Consider the following 23,549-nt stretch of genomic DNA (forward strand, 5'->3'; position numbering starts at 1 on the left):
TCGGTTTTTTTGTCGTATGAGAGGGTTAGAGTAAACCTAATACTTTTCTGCCGTTAATTGAAGCGATATTCGCCATTTCCTCTAAGTTGGTAAAGCGGCAACCGGCGGAAAGTAAGCTCAGTTCTTGCCACATATCGCCTTCACATAACGGCACCATATAGTCGCAGATATTATCGGTACCGATTGCTACGGTAATGCCTTCCGGAATTAATTCGTCCGCCGGTGTAAGTGCGTTGTGGAACGGTTGTAAGTCTTCTTTACGGCCGCTATCAATCCACGCCATAGGGCAAGCGATGACCATCATTTGCGAATCGCGCATTTTTTGGTAGAGCATTTTGCGGTATTCTTTCGGGTGAGCACCGATAGAAATACCGTGAATTGCAACCACTCGACCTTGCATACCGTGTTCAATCGCCTTATCGCATAATTGTTCGGTTTCTTTTTCTTTCGGCGTGTTAAATTGGTCTACATGCACGTGTAACATTTTACCGAGCGATTTGGCTTTATCCATTAAGATATCCATCGCTTCCAAGCCTTTGCCGTAATCCAATTCGTCACGATAAGGTAAACCGCCGATCATATCCACCATTTCGGAACCGATATCAAACCATTTTTTAGCGGTAGGCTCGATAACCCCTTTTAAAGTTTGGTTGGCAAATTTTAAAGCGATATCACTTTTATATACTTCGCGCGCTTTGTGTGCGGCGATAATCGCACGGTCTTCACATACGCCGTCGATATCCACAAAAGTACCGAATGCGGTTACCCCTTGTGAAATCATCAATTCGATAGCTTGAGAAAAACGACGGTAATAGTCATCAACCGTCGAGTTACGTTTCACTTCATCCACTAAGTCCCATTTTTGCTGAAGGTTGGCATTTTGATAAATCGCAATTTTTTCCGGCGTCATAGTAAATGCGCGGTCAGCATGGGCATGAGAATTTACCCAACCGCCTTTTTTAATAATTTCGTCACGAATATGGCTTTTAAGCGTACGAATTAATTGGCTCATGTTAATTTATTCCTCTTTACGACTTGTTTAATTTAGGTAAAAAAAAGATCTCTAGCGAGGAGATCTGTTAAAAATTGAAATGCCAAAAAAAGAGCCAAGCACCATAGCGATATGATGTTTGGCCTAAATGAGTGTTTAAGTATGTTGTAAAGTATTGCATATAAATCTATCTAGTTCCTTTCTGGCACTAGGACTATAGTATAGTCCTTTTATCGGAAGAAAGCAAACGTTTGCCTTTTGAATTTGCATTATGTTTACGCTTGACTTACAATTGATTCGTTCTCATTGGGGTGCTTTACGAAGCTGAGAAATACCATACCCGTAGAACCTGATCTGATTAGTATCAGCGTAGGGATTTGAGATACTTTGATTCTACTTTCTTACAGAAAAAGTATATTTCGCTCAAATCCTTCTATATTATCCGAATTTAGAAGGACATCTATGAAACTCGCCAAAATAGCCGCATTATCGGCTTTCGTTACCGGTGTCACTTATGCGCAACAACCTACTTTAGTCGTTTATACTTACGATTCGTTTTCATCGGATTGGGGACCTGCTCCTAAATTAGAACCGTTATTTGAAGCGCAATGCCAATGTGATGTGAAATTTATGCCGTTTGAAGACGGTATTACCATGCTAAACCGTATTCGTTTGGAAGGAAAAAAAACAAAAGCGGACGTAATGTTGGGCATTGATAATTTCACGATGGCGGAAGCGGAAAAAACCGGTTTGTTTGCAATGCACGATTTAAACCTAGCTCCATTAAATTGGGAGAATAAAACTTTTTATCCGTATGATTATAGCGAGTATGCGTTTGTTTACGATAAAGAAAAATTAGCGAATCCGCCGAAATCGTTAAAAGAATTGGTGGAACGTCAAGATTTGAAAGTGATTTACCAAGATCCTCGTACCAGTACGGTCGGACGCGGTTTATTATTTTGGCTAAATACGGTATATGGCGAGCAAGCCGAACAAGCATGGCAAACCTTAGCCAAACATACGGTAACGGTCGGAAAAGGCTGGTCGGAAACTTATAGTGCCTTTTTAAAAGGGGAGTCGGATTTAGTGTTAAGCTATTCGACTTCTCCGCTTTATCATCAATGGCATGATAAAACCGATAAATACGTTGCCGCTCAATTTGACGAAGGGCATTTGGTGCAAACGGAAGTCGCCGCCATTTTGAATAGCAGTAAACAAAAAGCATTGGCGAAACAATTTTTAGCTTTCTTACACCAGCCGGAAGCGCAGAAAGTTATTTCGTATCATAATGTGATGAAACCGGTGGTTGGATCAGTACCGGATTCCGCTTTTGATAAATTGCCGGCTTATAAGCCGTTAGCCTTTAAAATGCCTGATGCTACGCAGGTAAAAAGCTGGTTGGCGACTTGGACGAAAAGCTGGCAATAAAAGAATTATTCATCTTTTTTCATGGCTAAAGGAATCTTTAGCCATTTTTCTTGTCTGCTAAGCGGTGAAAATTATAAAAATTTTTGCAAATTCTAATTGCCAAAAGGGATTACATTTGCTATTTATACGCCCTTTTAAATTAGCGTAAAAATTTTAGTTTGAATTTACTGAATTTAGGATGAACTCATCCAACAAGGAGTGAAATTATGTCTCAAGTGGCAAACACCACTTCATTAGGTTTATTAGCTTTAGCGGGCGTAACACCTTACCAACCGAAGAAAGATGAAGAATATATGAATGATGCGCAAAAAGAGCATTTTCGTAAAATTCTTCGTGCATGGCATGTGCAAATTATGGACGAAGCTGAGCGTACAAAAAACCAAATGCAGGAAGAAGTCGCTAATTTCGCCGATCCTGCGGACCGCGCCACTCAGGAAGAAGAATTCAGTCTTGAATTAAGAAACCGTGACCGTGAGCGTAAATTGCTTAAGAAGATTGAGCAAACGTTAAATAGCATTGCCGAAGACGAATACGGCTATTGCGAAACTTGCGGTGTTGAAATCGGTTTACGTCGTTTAGAAGCGCGCCCGACCGCGGATATGTGTATCGATTGCAAAACACTTGCGGAAATCCGTGAAAAGCAAATGGGCTTATAAGCTTAATTAAGAATGGATAAACGGCAATGAATATGGACAATGTTACATTGTCCATTATTTTTATGATCATTTAGTTAGTGTCGTTTATCAATCGATTAATTTTATTCCCTTGAGGTGGATTATTTTTAACTATATTAAGTCGTTGTTTTCTCGACAAAAAAAATCAAAAAAACAACCGCTTGCCGAACAAGAAACGCTTAGTGCTAAGCAAGAAAGAAAAGTTAAAGCGGTAGAATTACAACCTAAATCCAAGCGTCCCGCTCCGGCTTTTAACGAACAGTCGGAACGTTCTACGAAGAAACCGAAAAAGCACTCGGATCTTCCTTCCCATTTATTGCACAAAAAATTTACAGTAAATGCCGGACATTATGATATTACGCCGAAAGATTTCCCTAAAAATGCGTTAGCGATTGTTGAAAAATTACAACGTGCCGGTTTTGAAGCTTATGTGGTTGGCGGCTGTATTCGAGATTTATTGCTAGGGCATAAGCCGAAAGATTTTGATGTTGCGACCAATGCAAAACCGGAAGAAATTCAAAAAATATTCGGTCGTCAATGCCGTTTAATCGGACGTCGTTTTCGTTTGGCACATATCGTATTCGGACGTGATATTTATGAAGTGGCGACTTTCCGTGCCGATCACGCCAGCCATAATAGCGATAAGATTTCTAAAGTAAGCGAAGAAGGAATGTTGTTGCGCGATAATGTGTACGGTACCTTACGCGAAGATGCGCAACGCCGTGATTTTAGCGTGAATTCGCTCTATTATGATCCGAAACATAACTTGATTTTCGACTTCTTCGACGGTATTACGGATCTGAAAGCGGGAAAACTGCGTTTAATCGGTGATCCGGTGGTGCGTTATCAAGAAGATCCGGTAAGAATGTTACGCGCGGTTCGTTTTATGGCAAAATTGGATATGTTTTTGGATAAACCGAGCGATACGCCGATTCGTGAATTGGCGCATTTATTGAAAAACATTCCGGCGGCGCGTTTATTTGACGAATCGTTGAAATTATTTCAATCGGGACAAGGTTTTAAAACCTATCAATTAATGCGTCAATACGGCTTATTCGAGCAGTTATTTCCGGTACTTACGCCGTTTTTTACCGAACGTAACGATTCGAATGCGGAGCGTATGTTAAGTAAAGCGCTGAATTCGACCGATGATCGTATCCGTGATAATTTACGGGTGAATCCGGCGTTTTTATTCGCCGCTCTTCTTTGGTATCCGTTACGTGAGAAAATGGAAGTGCTGAAAAACGAAGGCGGTTTAAATAGTCATGATGCGATGATGCTGGCGGCGAATGACGTGTTAGCCGAAAGTTGTAAAGCGATTGCATTACATCGCCGTCATACCTCTGTGATTCGTGATATTTGGGCGTTACAGTTCCAAATGGCCAAACGTTCGGGCAAACGTCCGCAACAGACCTTAGAACACGTAAAATTCCGTGCGGGTTTCGATTTGTTAGTGATGCGTGCCGAGATTGAAGGCGGCGATTTAGTCGAGCTGTCCGCTTGGTGGCACGAATATCAATTCAGTAATGACGCACAACGTGCGGAAATGCTAAAAGCGGTCAGAAATGTGCCGAATTTTGCAGGCGAAGAAAAGAAAAAACGTCGCCGTAAAACATTTAGAAAGAAAAAGCCGGCGAAGAAAGCCTCGGCTGAATAAATTGAAGTATGGCGCAAGTGAGAGCTTGTGCCTTTTCTTTTAGCAAGTTTGACAGAAACGGATATGATGATGAAAACGGTTTATATTGCTTTAGGTTCCAATTTGGATAACCCGCTTGCGCAAGTTAAACAAGCGGTCGAATCTTTAAAAACATTTGCAATTAATTTTGAAATTAGCCCGTTCTACGGTAGTAAGCCGGTCGGGCCGCAAGATCAGCCGGATTATGTGAATGCGGTGGCAAAATTCGATACCGATTTAACGGCGCTGGAATTGCTGGATAAATTACAAAGCATTGAAAACGCCCAAGGAAGAGTGCGAATTCGCCGTTGGGGCGAACGTACGCTGGATTTGGATATTATCTTATACGGCGATGAACGGATTCACAACGAACGTTTAATCGTACCGCATATTGAAATGCAAAATCGTGAGTTTGTGATTGTGCCTATGTATGATCTTAACCCCGATTTAGTGCTGCCAAGCGGTCAAAAATTAGCGGAAATTTACCAACGCTTTAAACATCATCAAATGGTCACATTCTAAGTAAAATGCACGGCAATCCGTGCATTTTTTTAACCTATTCTATCGGAGCTTCAACCACCGCTTCCGATTTCGCCGCTTTATTGTCCGAGGTTTGCAATACGGTGCGCGACTTTTCATCAAATTTCACATCAATGCGGTGATCAACTACCACATTCATATTAATCGTAATTCCTTCCGCCGGTGTTTCAAGCTGTACTTTCGGCGTACAAGCGGTCAAATTCAGGCAAAAAATTGCAAAAAGTAGGCTTTTTCTCATTTTCTTTTATCCAGTTGCTGATAAATAGAATTCTCAAGATTTTGTTCGACATAGGAACCCGAGTTGATCATATGCCAAAGGTTAAAGATATTCTCTTTATGATTATAATTAAAGTTGATTTTAGCTTTTTCTTGTTGATTGAGCTGCATTTTTAATTTGGCGTCCAATACCATTTCGCCGGTTGAACCGACGTTTATTAAACCGCGTAAATCGGTAATTTTCGTATCGTTCAATAGATAAAGCAATAACCGTTCCGAATAACCGCTGGTTTGCGAAATTGCCTTCATTAATTCGGGCTGAATTTTTAAATTGGACTCGACTGCTTGGCTGAGTAAGCCGTCACATACATAGCAAGGTTTACCCTCCAGCCAAAACGGTAAAGTGGCATTCGCTTTGCCTTTTAATTCAATTTGCTGATATTGCACCAATTCCAGAATCTGCTCGAAGTTGATATTCGCCAGTTTTAAATAAGCGATTTGCGTTTGCGGCAAGGCAAATCGCTCGACATTCAATTCTCCGTCTAATAAATTCATCGAAAGCTGTTGGAGCATTAACGGCTTTTTACGGCTATATGGATAATGCCCGAATACTTTTACCCGAATCTTCTCAATCGGTAAGCCAAGATTTAACTGCCCGATTTTGAGATCAATCGGTTGCTTCAAACCGAAGTCGAATTCATTGTCTTGTAAGCGATAGGGCAGGTTAAATTCAATCGCTTTCGCTTCACCGTTCGGCATAGAAAGCGAGGCGTTGCGAATGGCAAAATGCCCGCCGGCAATAATACCTTTTTCAATGCCTGCGCTGAAAGCGGTTTCACCTCGTACCGTGCCGTCGGTAATTAGCCAATGTCGGCGAAACGGAATCAACGGTTGGAACACTTTTGCCGATTGTTCTCGCCAATAGAGTCGCCCGATTAATTCGCTTGCCGTTTTAGCCAGTTTACGGCGGGCAAATAATTTAATCGGCTCGATCTTATCCGCTTGCAGTTCGCCTTTTAGATTTAAGTTTTCAATTTCGCCGTTTACTTGTAATTTTGCCGACGGCGAGGGAATAATACCGCCGTAATCAAAACGCATTTCCGGCGATTTAATTTGGACGCCGCCGTCCAATTGCCATTTTTGATAGGCGAATTTAACCGGCTCAAGCAAGCTTAATTCGGTTTTGGGTATATAGACGCCTTGTTGATGAATTTTGCCTAATTCACCGTTTAATTCGTTGAGTCGGACTAAATTCCGATGCCAATCGCCCCGTCCGCTGATCTTGAGTTTACCGGCGATCGTATGGATATTGGTATCGCCCCAAACTTTCCATTGCCACAGATCTTTGACCGCATTGTTATCCGGCGCATCTTCAAAAAAGTCTAATTGTCCGATTTTGAAGTGCTTCGCAAAACCGTCCAAATGTAGATTGATATTTTTAAAATCGGGGCTTTCGCCTTTGAATACCGCATGCAACCGCCCGTTTACCCCATATTTGTTAATCTGAATACCGGCAAGCGGGAAACGTAAATCGTGGATTGCCAGTAAGCGTTGTTTACCGACTAAACGTAATAATGACTTAGGCTGAAACTTGACATTCAGATCATTAAATTTACCGCTAAATGCCACCGGCACGGTGCTGTACAAAATAAAATCGTCATATTTCACGTTACCGGTAATTTGAAACGGCATATTTAAGCCGTCGGCTTGCAATTCGCCGTCACGACTTTCCAACACGATATTCCCCTTACCGGCGGTTTTACTTTGCGATAACAAGTTAAAACGGAGATAGGTTTTGAGCGGGTAATAATCGCCGTTTGCAAAGCTGTTCGGTGTGAGTTTGGCATTGATAAAACCTTGTAGCGGAAAGTCTTCCAACCAATCCCAATAGAATTTACCCTGTTTAATTTCAAGGGTTTGTCCATCAAAACGGAATGGAAAATTTAAACGATTTTGCGGAGCCGTTTCGGAGGCGAAAGCCCAATCGCCGATCAAGTGATTTTGTTCATCGGTTTGCCAACTAAGTAAAGAACTGCCTTCTCGAATCACTTCATTTGCGATCATTTCTTTCGGTAGAATCCAATGATAATCGCCTTCAAATTGTGACGGAATCGCAAGTAAATCTTTCGGGTTCAAGTGAGTGGAAAACAGTAGATTGTGTTTTTCCTGTTCGCTCGGTTGATAGCTTAAATTGCCGGAAAGCCTTTGATTGGCAAATTCCGCAGTTAATTCGACCGCTTGTTGGCGGACGGAAGCGGTCAATTTTTGCTGAAAAAAGGTAAATTTGCCGTAGCTTGGTGTTTCTAATAATTGAGAGAAGCGAGGATGAAGATCATTGGGTAAATTCAGCCAATGTAACGCTTTAATTTCCGCCTCACCTTCCGGTAACAAAGCTAAAATCGGGGCGAGCGAGAATTTAGAGGGTGATTCGTCCGAAGGGGGTAATTGAGTTAAACATTGATAATTAAGGGTCGCTTTATCAATTGAGACTTGATGCTGACTATGCCAATACACAGCAAGATTATCGACCGTAATTAACGGGCAGTTTTGATAGGTAAGTGAAAATTTGGCTAAATGGGCATTTTCCAAATTCGCTTGAATACCGCCGGCGGGTGTTTGAATTTGCCAGCCGTCCGGTAGAAACCAGTTGCTTACCGTTGCAAGTTGCTTACCTGAAAACAGCGTTGCACCGCCGACAATCAGCAGTGCAACCAAAGTCCCTATAACAAGTAAGCTACGTTTTAGCATTAGATCATATTAGTGAATGGATAAAGCATTGCCAATAAGGTGGCTAACGTCCAACCGAGCGGGTTTTTAATCTGTTTTTCGCCTTTGCCGAGTAATAGCCAAGCGAGCAATGCGAAAATCACAAATTGCACGATAAAATAAACTGCATAAGGCAATAACGCCATATCCGGCATAATTTGCAATTGTTGGTAAAGTACGAAAGCACTCCATAGGTAATTGAATACCAATACGATAAGTGCAAGCTGTACTAATAATTTGAAAAAGACGTCAAGACGGCTTTTCGCCAACATTAAATACCAACCGGCAAGTAAAATACCGAGTAACAGTTGAGCGAAATTATTCGCTCGAATCCCGTTAAACAAAGACGGAAGTTCAATCCAGTAAATGGCCAAATACTGAATCATACCGACTGCCAGAATACCGAAAGCACAGTAAATTAACGTATTTATCGGTTTTTCACGGGCGGTAAACAACCAATAAAAAAGACTAAGCATCAAAGATGCCACGCCGGCAAGTGCCATTGGGTTATGTTTCGGCGTAAAGCCGATTGAATAAATAAAATTGCCGAGAGAAAACAGCATAAAAAATTTCAAGACAAACAACAGCCTACCGGTTTGTCCCAGGCAAATTTCTCCTTTCCATAACACAAAAAAGATAATGAAGTTAGTAATGAAAAAGGCGAGTAAATACGGCGAAATAAAAATAGCGTTTTGCGGGGCAAAATAGTGATTAAGAAACATTTGCACAAACAGCATTAATACCATTGGTAAAAGTGCATGTGTGGCAACCTCATATTTTTTTTCGGAATTGTGATCGTGTGACATAAATTAAACGGATAAGTTAAATTGGAAAATGATTTTGATGTGGAATTATGCCATAATACACGCAGTTTTTTAACTTAAATAAGGAATGAAACTATGCGAATTTTACATACCATGTTACGCGTGGGCGATTTAGAACGTTCAATTAAATTTTATACCGAAGTGTTAGGTATGCGTTTACTTCGTACCAGCGAAAACCCTCAATATAAATATTCATTAGCATTTGTCGGTTATGCGGACGAAAGTGAAAGTGCGGTAATCGAATTAACTTATAACTGGGGCGTAGAAAGTTATGAGTTAGGTACGGCATTCGGTCACGTGGCGTTAGGCGTGGATGACATTTATGCAACGATCGAAAGCGTACGTGCGGCGGGCGGTAAAATTACCCGTGAGCCGGGTCCGGTATTAGGCGGAACAACGGTCATCGCGTTTGCCGAAGATCCGGACGGTTATAAAATCGAGTTTATCGAAAATAAAAATGCACAGGCTGCATTAGGTAACTAATCGTATTTGCCGAAAAATAGAAATCCCTAACTATTTTTATGGCGTAAGCGGTCAAATTTTGAGGAAATTTTGCAAATTCTCTTTAAAATCCGACCGCTTTTTCTTTAGACGGATAGAGATTGTCCGTAATGAACAGACAATGACAGAACAAGTAACAGACTATAATTTCTTAAAAAATCGTTTTCGCGGCTATTTACCGGTCATTATTGATGTGGAAACCGCCGGATTGAATGCGCAAACTGACGCTTTATTGGAACTGGCGGCAATCACGGTCAAAATGGATGAGAACGGTTATTTGGTGCCGGATCAAAAATGCCATTTTCATATTCAGCCGTTTGAAGGGGCGAATATCAATCCCGATTCGCTAAAATTTAACGGCATTGATATTGATAACCCGTTGCGCGGTGCGGTGCCGGAAAATATTGCGATTCCCGAAATGTTTAAAATGGTACGCCGTGCAATGAAAGAGCAAGGTTGCCAGCGCGCGGTGATTGTGGCGCATAATGCAGCCTTTGATCAGGCGTTCGTACAAGCGGCGGTAAAGCGTATCAATGCGAAGCGTGATCCGTTCCATCCGTTTGCAATGTTTGATACCGCAACGCTTGCCGGTTTTATGTTCGGGCAAACCGTCTTAGTCAAAGCCTGCCAAATGGCAAAAATTCCGTTTGACGGCAAACAGGCGCATTCCGCTTTATACGACACAGAAAAAACCACCGAGTTATTCTGTGCGATGGTGAATCGCTTAAAAGGTTTGGGCGGCTTTCCGTTAGTCAGCGATAGCGAATCAAACGTATAATATATTTAAAAAAACAAGCGGTCTATTTTCCTTATTGCTTTGCAAAAAAATCGGAAAATAGACCGCTTGTGTATTTCTATCTGATTTATAACTTAAGAGAGCATACCTAGCTGGTAAGCGATAAATAATAAAGTGAAAGCAGAAAGATAAATTAAACCGACGATAGATAACCAGAACAACCCGCCTTTTACTTTATGCTCGCCTTTCAATACGAGAGAAAGATTTAATGCGGCAAATATCGGGGTTGAAGCGAATGAACAAATCATTGCAAACGAAAGCATTTTTGCTACGTCACTCATAAATACCGTGATGATTAAAATCCCGATTGCAGCGGTAACCGTCATCCAAATGCTCAAACTTGCCACAGAACTTTCTTTTCTATTCAGTAATAAACGTAACGCTTCGTTATTAGCGCGTGAATAACCGTCGATCACGGTAATGGTTGTGCCGAACATACACATAAAAGCGATGAATGCGATCAATAATTTAGACCAATCGCCGATAGCAAACGAGTACATTTTTATTAATTGTGCAATATATTTTACCCCAGCCTGTTCAACCGCTTCGCCCGAGCCGTATTGCACTAACGCACCTAATGCCAAGAATACTAAAGCAAGAATTGCCGTGCCGATAAAACCAACGTTGAAATCGAAAATACCGTCTTCATAGCTGACTTTATTTAAACGACGTTTTGCCACTACCCACATTGAGTTGATTGCCGAAATCTCAATCGGTGCCGGCATCCAACCCATTAACGCCACAATAAAACCGAGTGAGGCTAAATTCCAAGGGCTTGGTTCAATAAAATCCGGTGCGACCTGTATGCCGCCCTTTAACGCCGCCACAATAACGGCGGTTACGGTGGAAACCGTTAGCGCAATCATAATGCCTTTAGAAAGGGTATCTAAAAAGCGATATTTACCTAATAACAGAATGCCCCAAGTAACCGCGATAATAACGGTACTGGCAACCGGAATACTTAGATCAAATTGGATGCCGAGTGCCGAGAAGATAAATTTTAAAATTGCCGCCGTTACAATACCTACTGCCGCCGTGTTGATCATTGCCGCAATCACGTTAAGAATAAAGAATATCCATAAGTAGATTTTGCCTTTTTCTTGATAGCCTTCTAATAAGGTTTTATTCGAACTTAACGTATATTGCACGCCGAAACGGAAAAACGGGTATTTAAATAAATTCGCTAAAATAATAATTAATGCCAATTGCCAACCGTAAATCGCCCCTGCTTGAGTTGAAGCAACAATATGCGAACCGCCTACCGCTGCGGACGCCATTAATATCCCCGGTCCCATTGCTTTTAATTTTGATTGCCAGTTCGAAGCCGGCTCAATTTGTTGTGTTTGTGTCATGTTTTCTTTCCCTTTATTGTATAAAATTTAGTACGGTTTTAGGCATTGTATGCTTAAGTTCCGAATGAAAACAATCGCTTTTTTTCGATTAATTTATTTCGTGAAAAAAATGATAAAAATTTTGTAAGCCGAAATACTTTGTTTAAAGCATAATCGTATAAGGGTGATATGAATTTGGTCATTTATGCTAAATGTTACTTGTTTTAAAGTTTTTTATAAAATTTTAAAAAATAAGAATGATTGTTCGATTATTGTGCTGAATATTGGAATATATTAGGGGTATGGAACTTTTTATAGGAAGGATAGGAGATATGTATTTTTTAGAAAATACTATCGCCTTTTCTAAAGACGGAATTTGATTCACCGTATTTAAGAGAGATATATTTACTGAAGATAAAGATGTCATTCAGCCCGACTACGTTATTTATCCCCAAGTAAATGAAGTATTAAGCGTTCAATTAAATGTACTGAAAACGATACAAAGGCTCCGATAACGGAGCCTTTCGCTTTGCTTTATAAGCGGCCTAATTTTTATTTCTTTTCGCAAAAAAGTATGGAAATTAGACCGCTTGTTATTATTTCCGATTGTCATTTGCTTGTTGCAGTAGGATTCGGCTTTCTTTTAAAAATTGTTCCGAATAATCACCGAACCAATGATGAACGTCTTCAAATGCTTGGATAAAGCCTGCTTTATCGTTGTTTTTAAAGAAATCCAGGCTGCTGGTAAAAGTCTCTTTCAGCGATTCGATCACGGCAAGATTTTCCGGCTTATCCGAAATAATATCCGCATATAAACCGCCGTCTTGTGCAAATAAACGCCCGATCATTGCCAATTCTAACCGGTAAATCGGTGAAGACAGAGCCAAAAGTTGCGATAATTTGACCGATTGTCGAGATAAGTGCAAACCGAAAGTGAAAGTCGAGAAGTGGCGCAATGCTTGAATGTAAGTCATTGCATGATCGTGTTCGTGAGCATCGATTACCTCGATTTTTGCACCCCAAATTTTAATTTGTTCGATAAGCCATTCGTATTTTTCGGAAAAACGTCCGTGGCAGCAGGCTACCACTTGCTTTGCCATTGAAGCGATATCCGGTCCGAACATCGGATGTAAACCGACCACCGGGCCGCTATGCACTTCCAACATTTTTTCAAGCGGTTGCGCTTTAACCGATGTTAAATCCGCTAAGATCATATTTTCGGTTAAAAACGGTTGTAAACGTTCGATCGTTTCCAACGTTTTAACAATCGGTACGCAAACAATAACCAAATCACAATCGCTAAGAATGTGTTCCGCTTGTTCCCAATCTTGACTGCCTAACGTTTCTACTCGATAGCCCGAAAGTGTTAGAAAACGTGCAAATAATCCGCCCAATTTCCCTTTACCGCCGACAATTACGATTTTATGAATATGCGGATTCGTGGTTTTAAAACCGTGTTTGTTTTCATTCACATAAGATTCACGCATTACTCGTCTTAATACGTCTTCGATTAAGTCGGCGGGAACGCCTTGCTTTTCCGCTTCTTGACGGCGGGCGGCTATCATCGCCGTTTCGCGTTCCGGCGCATAAACGGGAATACCGTGTTCCGATTTAACTTTTCCCACCTCGGCGACTAATTTTAAACGTTCGGCAAACAGTCGGATTAATTGTTGATCAACTTGATCGATTTGTTCTCGTAAAGGATTGAGCGGATTCATATAAGGGTCCTTTATGCTATCGAAAGATTCATAAAATAAGCGGTCAAATTTTTAAATTTTTTGGCAAAATGTGCCCGCTTATTCGTTTTATATCGAACCTTTTAGGCTGGTGTTAAGCTCTTAATTTTTCAGCAAAATCGGTTAAGAGATTTTCTGTCGTTTGCCAATCGATACAAGCGTCGGTAATGGATACGCCGTATTGCATTTGATTGAAAGCCTGATCAGAAGATTGGTTACCGGCATTTAAGTGGCTTTCGATCATTAAACCGATAATGGAAGTATTGCCGGCTAATAATTGTGACAAGGCATCTTCCGCAACAAGCGGTTGGCGACGGTAATCTTTATTCGAGTTACCGTGGCTACAGTCAATCATAATCGCTTCCGCTAAACCGGCTTTACGTAGTGCGGCTTCACATTCTTCCACATATTGTTTTTCAAAATTAGGTGTTTTTCCGCCGCGTAGAATCACATGGCTATCCGGATTACCCTTAGTATGCAATAAATTCACCTGACCTTTTTGGTTGATGCCGATAAAGCTATGGCTTTGTGCGGCGGATTGCATTGCATTAATCGCTACGGATAAACTGCCGTCCGTGCCGTTTTTAAAACCGACCGCCATAGATAAACCGGAAGCCAATTCTCGGTGTGTTTGCGATTCGGTCGTTCTGGCACCAATCGCCGACCAACTGAAGAGATCAGCCAAATACTGCGGCGTCATCGGATCAAGTGCTTCGGTTGCTAACGGTAAACCTAATTCGGCGAGGTCCAAACAGAGCTTACGCCCGACACGTAAGCCGGTTTCGACATCGAAAGTCCCGTCAATTTTCGGATCGTTAATCAGCCCCTTCCAGCCCACGGTAGTACGCGGTTTTTCAAAATATACACGCATGACGATGTAAAGTTTATCCGACACGGTATCGGCTAACGCCTTTAATTTTTTGCCGTATTCGATGGCGGCAATCGGATCATGAATAGAACAAGGACCAATCACAATTAATTTACGCTGATCACGTTTATGGATAATATCCGAGATTTCTCGACGCGATGTTTCAATTTGTTTACGTAGATATTCGGGCAAAGGTAATTCGGCTTTTAGCTCGGCCGGGGTGAGTAATACTTTTTCATCAACAATATTCACATTATGCAAACTATCCTGATTAACTACGGTGTTCATTTTTATTTCCTTGTCTGTAAAATTTTAAATACAGTGTTACTTTACAATTTTACAGCAAGCGTTTCAACTATTTTTTTCTTCACATCTTCGACAGAGATTCGTTCCATTAATTTTTCGCCGGATTTACTCTTGGCTTTGGTTGCCCAAGGCAGTTCATACCACGGTTTTCCGTAATAATCTAAGACCGCTTGATCATAAACCGAAACAACATTGTGCCGATCATTATAAGGCGCAGTACGACGAGGATTGTGAATCGCATATAAGCCGATAACCGGCGTGCCTTGCGTAGTCGCAATATGTGCCGCACCGGTATCCGGCGAGATAACCAAATCAACTTGCTTAATTAATGCGGCAAGCTGTTTTAAGCTGGTTTTCCCGGCAATATTGATACAATTCGGCGTAAGTTGTTGAATTTTAGCTGCGGTTTCCGTTTCATAAGCGGAAGGCGAGCCGGCAATAAGCACATTGATATTTTGTGCGGCAAGCCATTTGGCGATTTCCGCATTGTGTTCCGCTCCCCAATCTTTTTCCTGTTTACTGGAACAAGGCGCAATCAGTACGTTTTTCTTGCTTTTATCAATAAAAGCGGCACTGTAATCCAGATCGGACTGACTTACAGGTAGCGACCAACGAGGCGTTAAATCGGTTACACCGATTGCTTTGGCGAACATCATTTGCCCGTCCAAAACGTGCGGAGAAGCGGTCATTTCCACTTTTTCATTAGTAAAAAGCCATTGCATTTCACGCGCGCGATCTCGATTAAAACCGATTTTCTTCGTCGCTTTAATACCTAACGAAATTATTGAGGCACGAAAAGCGGTTTGCATGTTTAGCAAAAAATCGAACCGCTTGTTGGCTAATGTTTTCCAAAGTGTAAATATTCCTTTCCAGCCTGTTTTTTTATCATAAGGAATCAGCTCGATATTTTCCAAACCTTGCATTAGCATTGCTTCGGTTTTACCGATAATCCAACTGATTTTGGCGTCGGGATATTGACGTTGAATCGCCTGTACGACGGCAAGAGTGTGGCATACGTCACCAATGGCGGACAGACGTAAAATACAGATATTAAGCGGTTGTTTTTTCATTAGAATTAGCGATCTTTAAAGTAATTCATTGATAGCGAATAGTAAAAACCCACGCTTTTGCGTGGGTTCGGTCTGATTAAAAAGTGCTTATTCAACTTTTAATAAACGGCTGGTGTTCGTACCGCCTTCTTTTAACTCGTCACCTTGAGTTAATAATACTAAATCGCCAGACATTAAATAGCCTTTCTCTTTTAATAGAGCGATAGCTTTTTTCGCACCTTCGAAAGTACGGCTTTCTTCATCATAGAATACCGGTGTTACGCCGCGATAAAGCGCGGTACGATTTAATGCTTGTTGATTACGAGATAACGCATAAATCGGTAAACCTGAACTGATACGACTCATTAATTTCGCCGTTTCGCCCGAGTGGGTTAAAGCGATAAGCGCAGATACGCCTTCCAAGTGGTTAGCGGTGTACATCGCAGACATAGCAACCGCTTCATCAATCGTTGCGAATGTACCTTCCATACGGTGACGAGAGATGTTGATGCTCGGCATCGTTTCCGCACCTAAACAGACTTCCGCCATTGATTTAACCGTTTCAACCGGATAATCGCCGTTTGCCGTTTCACCGGAAAGCATTACTGCATCCGTACCGTCTAATACCGCATTCGCTACGTCCATAACTTCGGCACGTGTCGGCATCGGTTTTTTGATCATCGATTCCATCATTTGGGTAGCGGTAATGACTACGCGGTTTAATTTACGAGCACGACGAATTAAACGTTTTTGTACGCCGACTAACGCCGCATCACCGATTTCAACACCTAAGTCGCCACGTGCAACCATTACCACGTCAGAACCTAAAATAATGTCATCCATCGCTTCTTCGGTTGCAACGGTTTCCGCACGTTCCACTTTCGCCACGATTTTCGCTTCTAATCCCGCTTCACGTGCCAATTGACGCGCATAGTCTAAATCCGCACTTGATTGCGGGAATGATACCGCTAAGTAATCCACACCGATTTTAGCCGCAAGTTTAATGTCTTCTTTATCTTTTTCCGTTAATGCCGGTGCAGATAAACCGCCGCCTAACTTATTGATACCTTTGTTATTCGATAACGGACCACCGACAGTCACTTCCGTATGCACTTTCACGCCTTCAACCGAAAGAACTTTTAATTGTACGTTACCGTCATCTAATAAAAGAATATCACCCGGTACGACATCGTTCGGTAAGTTTTTATAGTCTAAACCGACCGCATCTTGATGACCTTCACCACGCGGTAAATCCGCATCTAAAGTGAATTTGTCACCGATATTTAAGAAAATTTTACCGTCTTTGAATGTAGAAACACGAATTTTAGGACCCTGTAAATCGCCTAAAATCGCTACAGTTTTACCTAATCTAGCTGCAATTTCACGCACTTTATTTGCACGTTCGATATGATCTTCCGGCACACCGTGCGAGAAGTTCATACGAACCATATTCGCACCTGCAGCGATAACTTTTTCTAAATTATTACCACGATCGGTAGCTGGACCCATTGTACAAACAATTTTTGTTCTTCTGAGTTTTCTAGACATTGATTAGACTCCGTAATTATTGATTATTTAGAAATTGAAAATTCTTTTCATCGGCGGTATTTTAACGCCTTAAACGCAGAGTATTATACGCTTAAATCGTGTTGGTTTAAATACAGTAATGAGGTTTTCCTATGAATATTTGGATTATGCGCCACGGCGAAGCCGGGTTTAATGCGACGACGGATAGCGAGCGCCCTTTAACGGAAAACGGGCGAAAAACGGCTTATAAACAGGGTCAATGGTTGGCAAAACGTTTTCTTGAGCAAAGTATCGTATCGGATAAAGTGATTGTGAGTCCGTATCTGCGTGCGCAACAGACTTTCGAGGCTTTGAACGAAGGGATGCAAGCGGTCGATTTTAAGCGAAATTTGGTAAATTCGTCGATAGAAATTTGGGAAGGCGTTACGCCCGGCGGAGATCCGGAGAACGTTAAAAACTATTTGGATTTCTTACGTGAAGAAGGGGCGAAGAATATTCTAATCATATCGCATTTACCGTTAGTGTATGACTTGGTCGTCAGTTTGACGCAACACCAAGATAGCGTACATTTTTATCCGGCGGTAATTGCGGAAATCGATTGGAAAACAGACTTTGGTAAAGTTTCAGCAATTGAATATCCTTAAATGATAGGTTTTAGGGGGATAAAAAAATTATTTTTATTTTTTTAGAAATTGTCCAATAAATAGGCTTCCCAATTATGTAAAAAGTGCGTATCATACGCACCTCAAAATCAGCTGAAGCTGACATAGATTGATTAAAGAGTACGGTTTTTTAGCCGTACTTTTTATTTGGATAGTTATCTCGTTAAATTTGTTTTAAATTTAATCACTTACGGAAGAAAAAGTATGCGTATAGGACAATATGAATTAAAAAACCGTATTTTCCTCGCGCCGATGGCAGGTATTACCGACCAACCTTTCCGCCGTTTGTGTACTAAACTTGGAGCAAGTTTGACTTTTTCGGAGATGATGTCCACAAACCCTGAGGTATGGCATACGGAAAAATCTCGTTTGAGGCTTGCGCATCATGAGGAGATTGGCATCAATGCCGTACAAATTGCAGGGTCGGATCCAGCGGAAATGGCAATGGCGGCTAAAGTCAATGTTGAGTACGGAGCGCAAATTATTGATATTAATATGGGCTGTCCGGCTAAAAAGGTAAACAAGAAAATGGCGGGATCCGCACTTTTACGCGAACCCGAATTAGTCGCTCAAATTTTAGATGCGGTAGTCAATGCTGTGGATGTGCCTGTAACATTAAAAATTAGAACAGGTTGGGATCAGGAAAATAGAAACTGTTTGGAGATTGCAAAAATTGCCGAAAAGGCAGGTATCTCCGCTTTAACGATTCACGGTCGTACGCGTCATTGCCTTTTTGAAGGTAATGCCGAATACGACAGTATTAAAGCCGTTAAACAAGCGGTTTCTATTCCGATTATTGCTAACGGCGATATAACCTCCGCAGAGAAAGCGAAGTATGTGTTAGATTATACGCAAGCGGATGCGGTTATGATCGGTAGAGGCAGTTTCGGTCGCCCTTGGTTGTTTAAGGAAGTTGAACAATTTTTAGAGAACGGTCGCCTTTTGGATTTGCCTTTGGATGAAAAATGCCGGCTCATGTTTAAGCATATCGAAGACCTTCATCGGTTTTACGGTGAACAAAAAGGTTATCGTATCGCACGTAAACATGTCGGTTGGTATGCGGATCAATTGTCGCCAGACTTAACTTTTAAACGTACTTTCAATGCGTTGGATTCGACAAAAGAACAATTACTCGCATTGGAAGATTTTATGAAATCGATTCGGTAGAATCCTATTTTAGTTGGATAGAGGACAATGTTAGAACAACAACCTGTACAAAACCCATTAACGGTATCAATGTTAAATGCCCAAGCACAACAAGTGAACAAACCACTTCGTGATAATGTAAAAGCGGCATTAAAAAATTATTTATCTCAATTAAACGGTGAAGATCCGACAGAATTATACGAGTTAGTATTATCTGAAATCGAACACCCGATGTTAGATATGGTTATGCAATATACTCGCGGTAACCAAACACGTGCGGCAACCATGTTAGGTATTAACCGCGGTACGTTACGCAAAAAATTAAAAAAATACGGTATGGGTTAATTTTTAACTCATATTTTTTCCATAAAAAAGGCTATTCCGTTGAATAGCCTTTTTTGTATTTTGTTTATAACGAATTAAAGAAAATCACTAAGATAATAACCGGAATCACGAATTTAACGTAATTGAACCAAATATTCGTGAAGACTTTTCCCGCACCCAATTCTTTTTTCGCTTCATCTTTTAACACAAATCCCACAAAAATCGCACTGCCTAATGCGGTAAGAATAAACAGAATATTGCCGCTGATATAGTCGAAAGCGTCAAAAATACTTTTATCCATAATACGAATATGTTGCCAGAGATTGTCGCCTAAGACCGACGGAATATTGCCAATCACAAAAATCGTAGATAACGTAACCGCAATCGCCTTTTTACGGCTCATTTTGGTTTTTTCTTGTAAAGCGGTAATAATTACTTCATAAATCGTTAAGGACGTCGTAAGTGCCGCTACAACGAGTAAACTGAAGAAAATAATGGCAAAAAGTGTTCCGCCCCACATATTAGAGAAGACAATCGGCAAACTTTGGAAAACCAACGTAGGGCCTGAATTCGGTGCCACGCCAAAACTAAATAATGACGGGAAAATCATAAAACCGGCGAGTACCGCAATCAAGGTATTCATAATACCGGTAATGGTAGCGGTTTTAACTAAATTCTCATTTTTATCCAAATAGCTGGAAAGTGTGATTAATACACCGAAACCGAGGCTTAACGCAAAGAATACTTGCCCCAATACGAATACGAAAAGTTTCGGTGTAATTTTAGAAAAATCGGGCATTAGATAAAATGCGATCCCTTCCGCCGCTCCCGGTAGGGTAACATTGCGAATAACCATGACAAGTAAGAAGACAAAGAGTAACGGCATAAGGTATTTAACCGAACGTTCAATACCGTCCACGATCCCTTTACTCAAAATAAAATAGTTTACCAAGACGAATAAAGCGGTATAACCGATAATCGCCATCGGGCTGTTTTGGATGCTTTCCTTATAGTAAGATGCGGTTGTTTCAACCGTAACCGGAGTGGAAAGATCTAAAGTACCGCTAATTAAACTGCTGATATAATTTAATACCCAACCGCCCAGTACCATATAGTAGGCTAAGATACCGAAAGCACCGAGTAAGCCCATATAACCGAGAATTTTCCAACCCGAAGCAATTTTTTTATCGTTTGCCATTCCACCGAAAGCATCGATTGCATTGACTTTAATACGACGACCGATAACGTTTTCAACCAAAATCATCGGAATACCGATCACAATCATCGCAATACAAAATAAAAATACATAGGCACCGCCGCCGTTTTCTCCGACTAAATAAGGAAAACGCCAAGTCGCCCCGAAACCGACGGTCGCCCCTGCAACCGTCATCACATAAGCCAATCTATTTGACCAAGATTGGCGTTCTACAGATTTATTCGCCATTATTACTCCTAAGTTAGGCTATTTCCGCAAAGCAAGCGGTAAGATTTTAAGAAATTTTTGCAAATTATAAGAAGAGTGCAAGCAGTTCATCTACTTTAATACGAGAATCGGCTCGCTGCCCGATAGAACGTTGAACTTTAATTTTTTTGATTTTTGCACCATGGTAGATTTGTCGGGTAAACGCCGTGTCATGGTTTGAAATCAATACGGGAATATTATTTGTCTGCGCCTGTCTTGCGAGCTGAGCTAATTTTTCCTGCTGCACGAGGCTGAACCCGCCGCCGGCATAGTGAGTAAAATTAGTATCTTGTTGCAAGGGGGCGTACGGCGGATCGCAATAAACAATATAATTGTCGGGAGCTTGATACAAGCGGGCAAAAACCTGTTCAAAATCGGCACAGATAAATTCGGCTTTTTGCGCTTTTTCAGCGAAAAAACGTAATTCGTTTTCAGGAAAATAGTGCGTTTTATAAGCTCCGAACGGTACGTTATATTCATGTTTTTGGTTATAGCGGCATAAGCCGTTAAAGCCGAAACGATTCAAATAAAGAAACAGTACCGAGCGCCTGAACTTATCGGACGAACGATTAAATTCTTGGCGGCGAGCGTAATAAAAAGAGGCGGTATTCGCTTCGGAAGCTAAAAAAAGCGTTTTGGTTTCTTTAATATAATGTTCGACATCATGTTTGATGATATTGAATAAATTAATTAAATCGGGGTTAATGTCCGCAAGTAGATAACGTTCGTAATCCGTATTTAAAAAGACGGAACCGGCTCCAACGAAAGGTTCAACGAAACAAGCCCCCTGAGCAGACTTAGGGGGCAAATGTTTACGAATTTCGGTCGTTAAGCGGTATTTTCCTCCCGCCCACTTGAGAAAGGCTCTTTTATTACTCATGAAACTCACGTTGTGTAAATCTTTCAATCGCAGACAAGACTTGTTGCTCCGACGCTTGTGCCGTAACGTAGGCTTTCCCCAGTGATTTTAACAAGACAAGACGTAATTGACCGCCCAGTACTTTTTTATCGCGCCACATATAAGGCAAATATTCGCTAGGTTCCATTCCGTCCGGCGATATTGTCGGCAGTACGGCTTGTGCCAGTAATCTTTCCAGACGAGAAACATCTTGAGCGGATAAATCGCCTAAGATGCGGGATAATTCCGCCGCCTCCAACATCCCTACCGAAACGGCTTCACCGTGTAACCAATTTCCGTATCCGAGATGAGCTTCAATCGCATGACCGAACGTATGCCCTAAGTTGAGTAAGGCTCGGTCACCCTTTTCCGTTTCGTCACGCGCCACCACATCGGCTTTTAACTGGCAACAACGTTGAATACAGTATTCCAATTCATTTTGTTTTAATGCGACTAAATGATGGATATTACTTTCCAACCATTCAAAGAAATGAATATCAAAGATCGCACCGTACTTAATGACTTCGGCAAGTCCCGCACTCACTTCTCGTTTAGGAAGGGTTTGTAAGGTATTCGTATCAATAATCACAGAAATCGGCTGATAGAACGCTCCGATCATATTTTTGCCGAGCGGATGATTAACCGCCGTTTTGCCGCCGACCGACGAATCGACCTGAGCCAGTAATGTCGTTGGGATTTGGATAAAACGAATACCGCGTTGATAAGATGCCGCCGCATAACCCGCAACATCGCCGATCACACCGCCGCCTAAAGCGATAAGCGTGGTGTCTCTGTTATGATTTTTTTCCAATAATGCGGTAAAAATCATATTGAGCGAATCTAAGGTCTTATATTTTTCTCCGTCAGGAATGAGTACGGAATCAACACTACAACCTAATCCGTTAAGCGTATTTGTTACTGTTGCAAGATAATGTGCGGCGACGGTAGGATTTGAAACAATCATCACCTTATCTCCCGCTTTCAGCGAAGAATAGCTGTTCGGATCACCGAGTAAACCCGCTCCGATGGTTATCGGATAACGACGCTCTTTTAATTCGACATTGACTTGCAACATATTTTACTTCCTCATCTCGACACATTTAATGATGTGCGAATTATATTTATAGGGGCGTTTAATCCCGGGTAACTTATTGAAGATTATCAATCAGTTCAATGATGTGTGTCGCAACCAGTTTAGCGCTTTGCTCATCGGTTTGTAGCGTAATGTCCGCAATTTCTTCATAGAGCGGATTGCGTACTTTTGCCAGTGCTTCCAGCGTTTCACGAGGATTCTCCGTTTGCAGCAACGGACGTTTTTTATCGCGTTGCGTTCTCTCGAATTGTTTATCCACCGTAGTTTCAAGGTAGATAACGATACCGCGAGCGGACAAGACGTTGCGATTTTCTTTGGATAACACCGAACCGCCGCCGGTTGATAATACAACACCTTGGTTTTGCGTAAGCTCGTTAATAATACGTTCTTCACGCTTACGAAAACCGGTTTCACCTTCAAGGTCAAAAATCCAATCGATATCTGCACCGGCACGTTCTTCAATTACTGCGTCAGAATCAATAAATTCCATTCCTAGCATTTGAGCGAGCTGACGACCAATGGTGCTTTTACCCGCACCCATAGGACCTATAAGGAAAATATTACGTTTTTCTGCCATCGTTTGTTCTTCTTTTATTTCAATATTATGTGACAAATTCAATTTGTGGAAAAAAACGACCGCTAATGCTCAATTGCTTCGTGTTTTTAGCAACGGCAAGCGGTCTGTTTTACGAAAAATTTTGCAAATGTTTTTTCGATTATGTTTAGTATAAGAAAT

Annotated in this window: 22 protein-coding genes and 1 riboswitch; of the genes, 9 read left to right on the forward strand and 13 right to left on the reverse strand. The window is 41.3% G+C overall.

The features are described 5' to 3' along the window. Positions 1–25: 25 nt before the first annotated feature. Positions 26–1,012, reverse strand: a complete 987-nt coding sequence (locus tag DRF63_RS00900; RefSeq protein ID WP_005595914.1) for an amidohydrolase family protein — start codon at positions 1,010–1,012, stop codon at positions 26–28. Between the two features lie 276 nt (positions 1,013–1,288). After that, a riboswitch (TPP riboswitch) is annotated at positions 1,289–1,385 on the forward strand. Between the two features lie 68 nt (positions 1,386–1,453). On the opposite strand from DRF63_RS00900, the gene thiB reads away from it, so the two are divergent. The 4 genes from thiB (at position 1,454) to folK (ending at position 5,290) form a co-directional block, all read left to right on the forward strand. Further along, complete coding sequence (gene thiB, locus DRF63_RS00905) at positions 1,454–2,419, forward strand: thiamine ABC transporter substrate binding subunit (protein WP_005595915.1); 966 nt, start codon at positions 1,454–1,456, stop codon at positions 2,417–2,419. Between the two features lie 206 nt (positions 2,420–2,625). Next, positions 2,626–3,075, forward strand: coding sequence for an RNA polymerase-binding protein DksA (gene dksA / locus DRF63_RS00910; RefSeq protein ID WP_005595916.1), 450 nt, complete (start codon positions 2,626–2,628; stop codon positions 3,073–3,075). A 142-nt stretch (positions 3,076–3,217) separates the two neighbouring features. Beyond that, positions 3,218–4,750 carry a polynucleotide adenylyltransferase PcnB gene (pcnB, locus tag DRF63_RS00915; RefSeq protein ID WP_005595917.1) on the forward strand — a complete coding sequence of 511 codons (1,533 nt, stop codon included), beginning with the start codon at positions 3,218–3,220 and terminating at the stop codon, positions 4,748–4,750. A gap of 69 nt (positions 4,751–4,819) precedes the next feature. Next, positions 4,820–5,290 carry a 2-amino-4-hydroxy-6-hydroxymethyldihydropteridine diphosphokinase gene (gene folK, locus DRF63_RS00920; protein WP_043991714.1) on the forward strand — a complete coding sequence of 157 codons (471 nt, stop codon included), beginning with the start codon at positions 4,820–4,822 and terminating at the stop codon, positions 5,288–5,290. 34 nt (positions 5,291–5,324) lie between these two features. Here folK and DRF63_RS00925 read toward each other — a convergent pair whose 3' ends face one another. From DRF63_RS00925 to DRF63_RS00935, 3 genes are read right to left on the reverse strand one after another with little or no spacing between them, the layout of a single operon-like run. Then, positions 5,325–5,546 (reverse strand): YnbE family lipoprotein, encoded by a 222-nt coding sequence (locus DRF63_RS00925; RefSeq protein ID WP_005595920.1) that lies wholly within the window; start codon positions 5,544–5,546, stop codon positions 5,325–5,327. Continuing rightward, positions 5,543–8,272: a YdbH family protein gene (locus DRF63_RS00930; RefSeq protein WP_043991716.1), complete on the reverse strand. Its 2,730-nt coding sequence runs from the start codon at positions 8,270–8,272 to the stop codon at positions 5,543–5,545. Before DRF63_RS00930 ends, DRF63_RS00925 begins: the two co-directional genes overlap by 4 nt. After that, positions 8,272–9,096, reverse strand: coding sequence for a hypothetical protein (locus DRF63_RS00935; protein ID WP_043991717.1), 825 nt, complete (start codon positions 9,094–9,096; stop codon positions 8,272–8,274). The genes DRF63_RS00930 and DRF63_RS00935 overlap by 1 nt, the downstream gene beginning before the upstream one ends. A gap of 93 nt (positions 9,097–9,189) precedes the next feature. On the opposite strand from DRF63_RS00935, the gene gloA reads away from it, so the two are divergent. Both gloA and rnt read left to right on the forward strand, forming a co-directional pair. Beyond that, complete coding sequence (gloA, locus tag DRF63_RS00940) at positions 9,190–9,597, forward strand: lactoylglutathione lyase (protein WP_005606902.1); 408 nt, start codon at positions 9,190–9,192, stop codon at positions 9,595–9,597. Between the two features lie 139 nt (positions 9,598–9,736). Further along, positions 9,737–10,393 (forward strand): ribonuclease T, encoded by a 657-nt coding sequence (gene rnt / locus DRF63_RS00945; RefSeq protein WP_005595932.1) that lies wholly within the window; start codon positions 9,737–9,739, stop codon positions 10,391–10,393. A gap of 92 nt (positions 10,394–10,485) precedes the next feature. Here rnt and DRF63_RS00950 read toward each other — a convergent pair whose 3' ends face one another. The 5 genes from DRF63_RS00950 to pyk all read right to left on the reverse strand — a co-directional run bounded on the left by DRF63_RS00950 (position 10,486) and on the right by pyk (position 17,249). After that, positions 10,486–11,763 carry an NRAMP family divalent metal transporter gene (locus DRF63_RS00950; RefSeq protein ID WP_005595934.1) on the reverse strand — a complete coding sequence of 426 codons (1,278 nt, stop codon included), beginning with the start codon at positions 11,761–11,763 and terminating at the stop codon, positions 10,486–10,488. Between the two features lie 575 nt (positions 11,764–12,338). Continuing rightward, a complete protein-coding gene (tyrA, locus tag DRF63_RS00955) occupies positions 12,339–13,460 on the reverse strand; it encodes a bifunctional chorismate mutase/prephenate dehydrogenase (RefSeq protein WP_005595936.1) in 1,122 nt (373 codons plus the stop codon). Between the two features lie 112 nt (positions 13,461–13,572). Next, positions 13,573–14,634, reverse strand: coding sequence for a 3-deoxy-7-phosphoheptulonate synthase (locus DRF63_RS00960; RefSeq protein ID WP_005600235.1), 1,062 nt, complete (start codon positions 14,632–14,634; stop codon positions 13,573–13,575). Positions 14,635–14,675: 41 nt separating this feature from the next. Beyond that, on the reverse strand, positions 14,676–15,722 hold the full coding sequence (locus tag DRF63_RS00965; RefSeq protein ID WP_005595940.1) for a glycosyltransferase family 9 protein: 1,047 nt from the start codon (positions 15,720–15,722) through the stop codon (positions 14,676–14,678). Between the two features lie 87 nt (positions 15,723–15,809). Next, complete coding sequence (gene pyk / locus DRF63_RS00970; protein WP_005618753.1) at positions 15,810–17,249, reverse strand: pyruvate kinase; 1,440 nt, start codon at positions 17,247–17,249, stop codon at positions 15,810–15,812. 131 nt (positions 17,250–17,380) lie between these two features. Here pyk and sixA point away from each other — a divergent pair, with 131 nt between their 5' ends. The 3 genes from sixA to fis all read left to right on the forward strand — a co-directional run bounded on the left by sixA (position 17,381) and on the right by fis (position 19,381). Then, positions 17,381–17,872, forward strand: a complete 492-nt coding sequence (gene sixA / locus DRF63_RS00975) for a phosphohistidine phosphatase SixA (protein ID WP_005595945.1) — start codon at positions 17,381–17,383, stop codon at positions 17,870–17,872. Between the two features lie 222 nt (positions 17,873–18,094). Beyond that, a complete protein-coding gene (gene dusB, locus DRF63_RS00980; RefSeq protein WP_005595949.1) occupies positions 18,095–19,057 on the forward strand; it encodes a tRNA dihydrouridine synthase DusB in 963 nt (320 codons plus the stop codon). A 27-nt stretch (positions 19,058–19,084) separates the two neighbouring features. After that, a complete protein-coding gene (fis, locus tag DRF63_RS00985) occupies positions 19,085–19,381 on the forward strand; it encodes a DNA-binding transcriptional regulator Fis (protein ID WP_005595953.1) in 297 nt (98 codons plus the stop codon). Positions 19,382–19,445: 64 nt separating this feature from the next. Here fis and DRF63_RS00990 read toward each other — a convergent pair whose 3' ends face one another. The 4 genes from DRF63_RS00990 to aroK all read right to left on the reverse strand — a co-directional run bounded on the left by DRF63_RS00990 (position 19,446) and on the right by aroK (position 23,390). After that, positions 19,446–20,804 (reverse strand): sodium-dependent transporter, encoded by a 1,359-nt coding sequence (locus tag DRF63_RS00990; protein ID WP_005595955.1) that lies wholly within the window; start codon positions 20,802–20,804, stop codon positions 19,446–19,448. Between the two features lie 64 nt (positions 20,805–20,868). Next, positions 20,869–21,702: a Dam family site-specific DNA-(adenine-N6)-methyltransferase gene (locus DRF63_RS00995; RefSeq protein WP_005595957.1), complete on the reverse strand. Its 834-nt coding sequence runs from the start codon at positions 21,700–21,702 to the stop codon at positions 20,869–20,871. Continuing rightward, positions 21,695–22,795: a 3-dehydroquinate synthase gene (gene aroB / locus DRF63_RS01000; RefSeq protein WP_005595959.1), complete on the reverse strand. Its 1,101-nt coding sequence runs from the start codon at positions 22,793–22,795 to the stop codon at positions 21,695–21,697. Before aroB ends, DRF63_RS00995 begins: the two co-directional genes overlap by 8 nt. A gap of 73 nt (positions 22,796–22,868) precedes the next feature. Beyond that, positions 22,869–23,390, reverse strand: coding sequence for a shikimate kinase AroK (aroK, locus tag DRF63_RS01005; RefSeq protein ID WP_005618763.1), 522 nt, complete (start codon positions 23,388–23,390; stop codon positions 22,869–22,871). Positions 23,391–23,549: the final 159 nt, after the last annotated feature.

This window comes from Actinobacillus pleuropneumoniae (genome assembly GCF_003290385.1).
GTDB classification, from domain to species: Bacteria; Pseudomonadota; Gammaproteobacteria; order Enterobacterales; family Pasteurellaceae; genus Actinobacillus; species Actinobacillus lignieresii.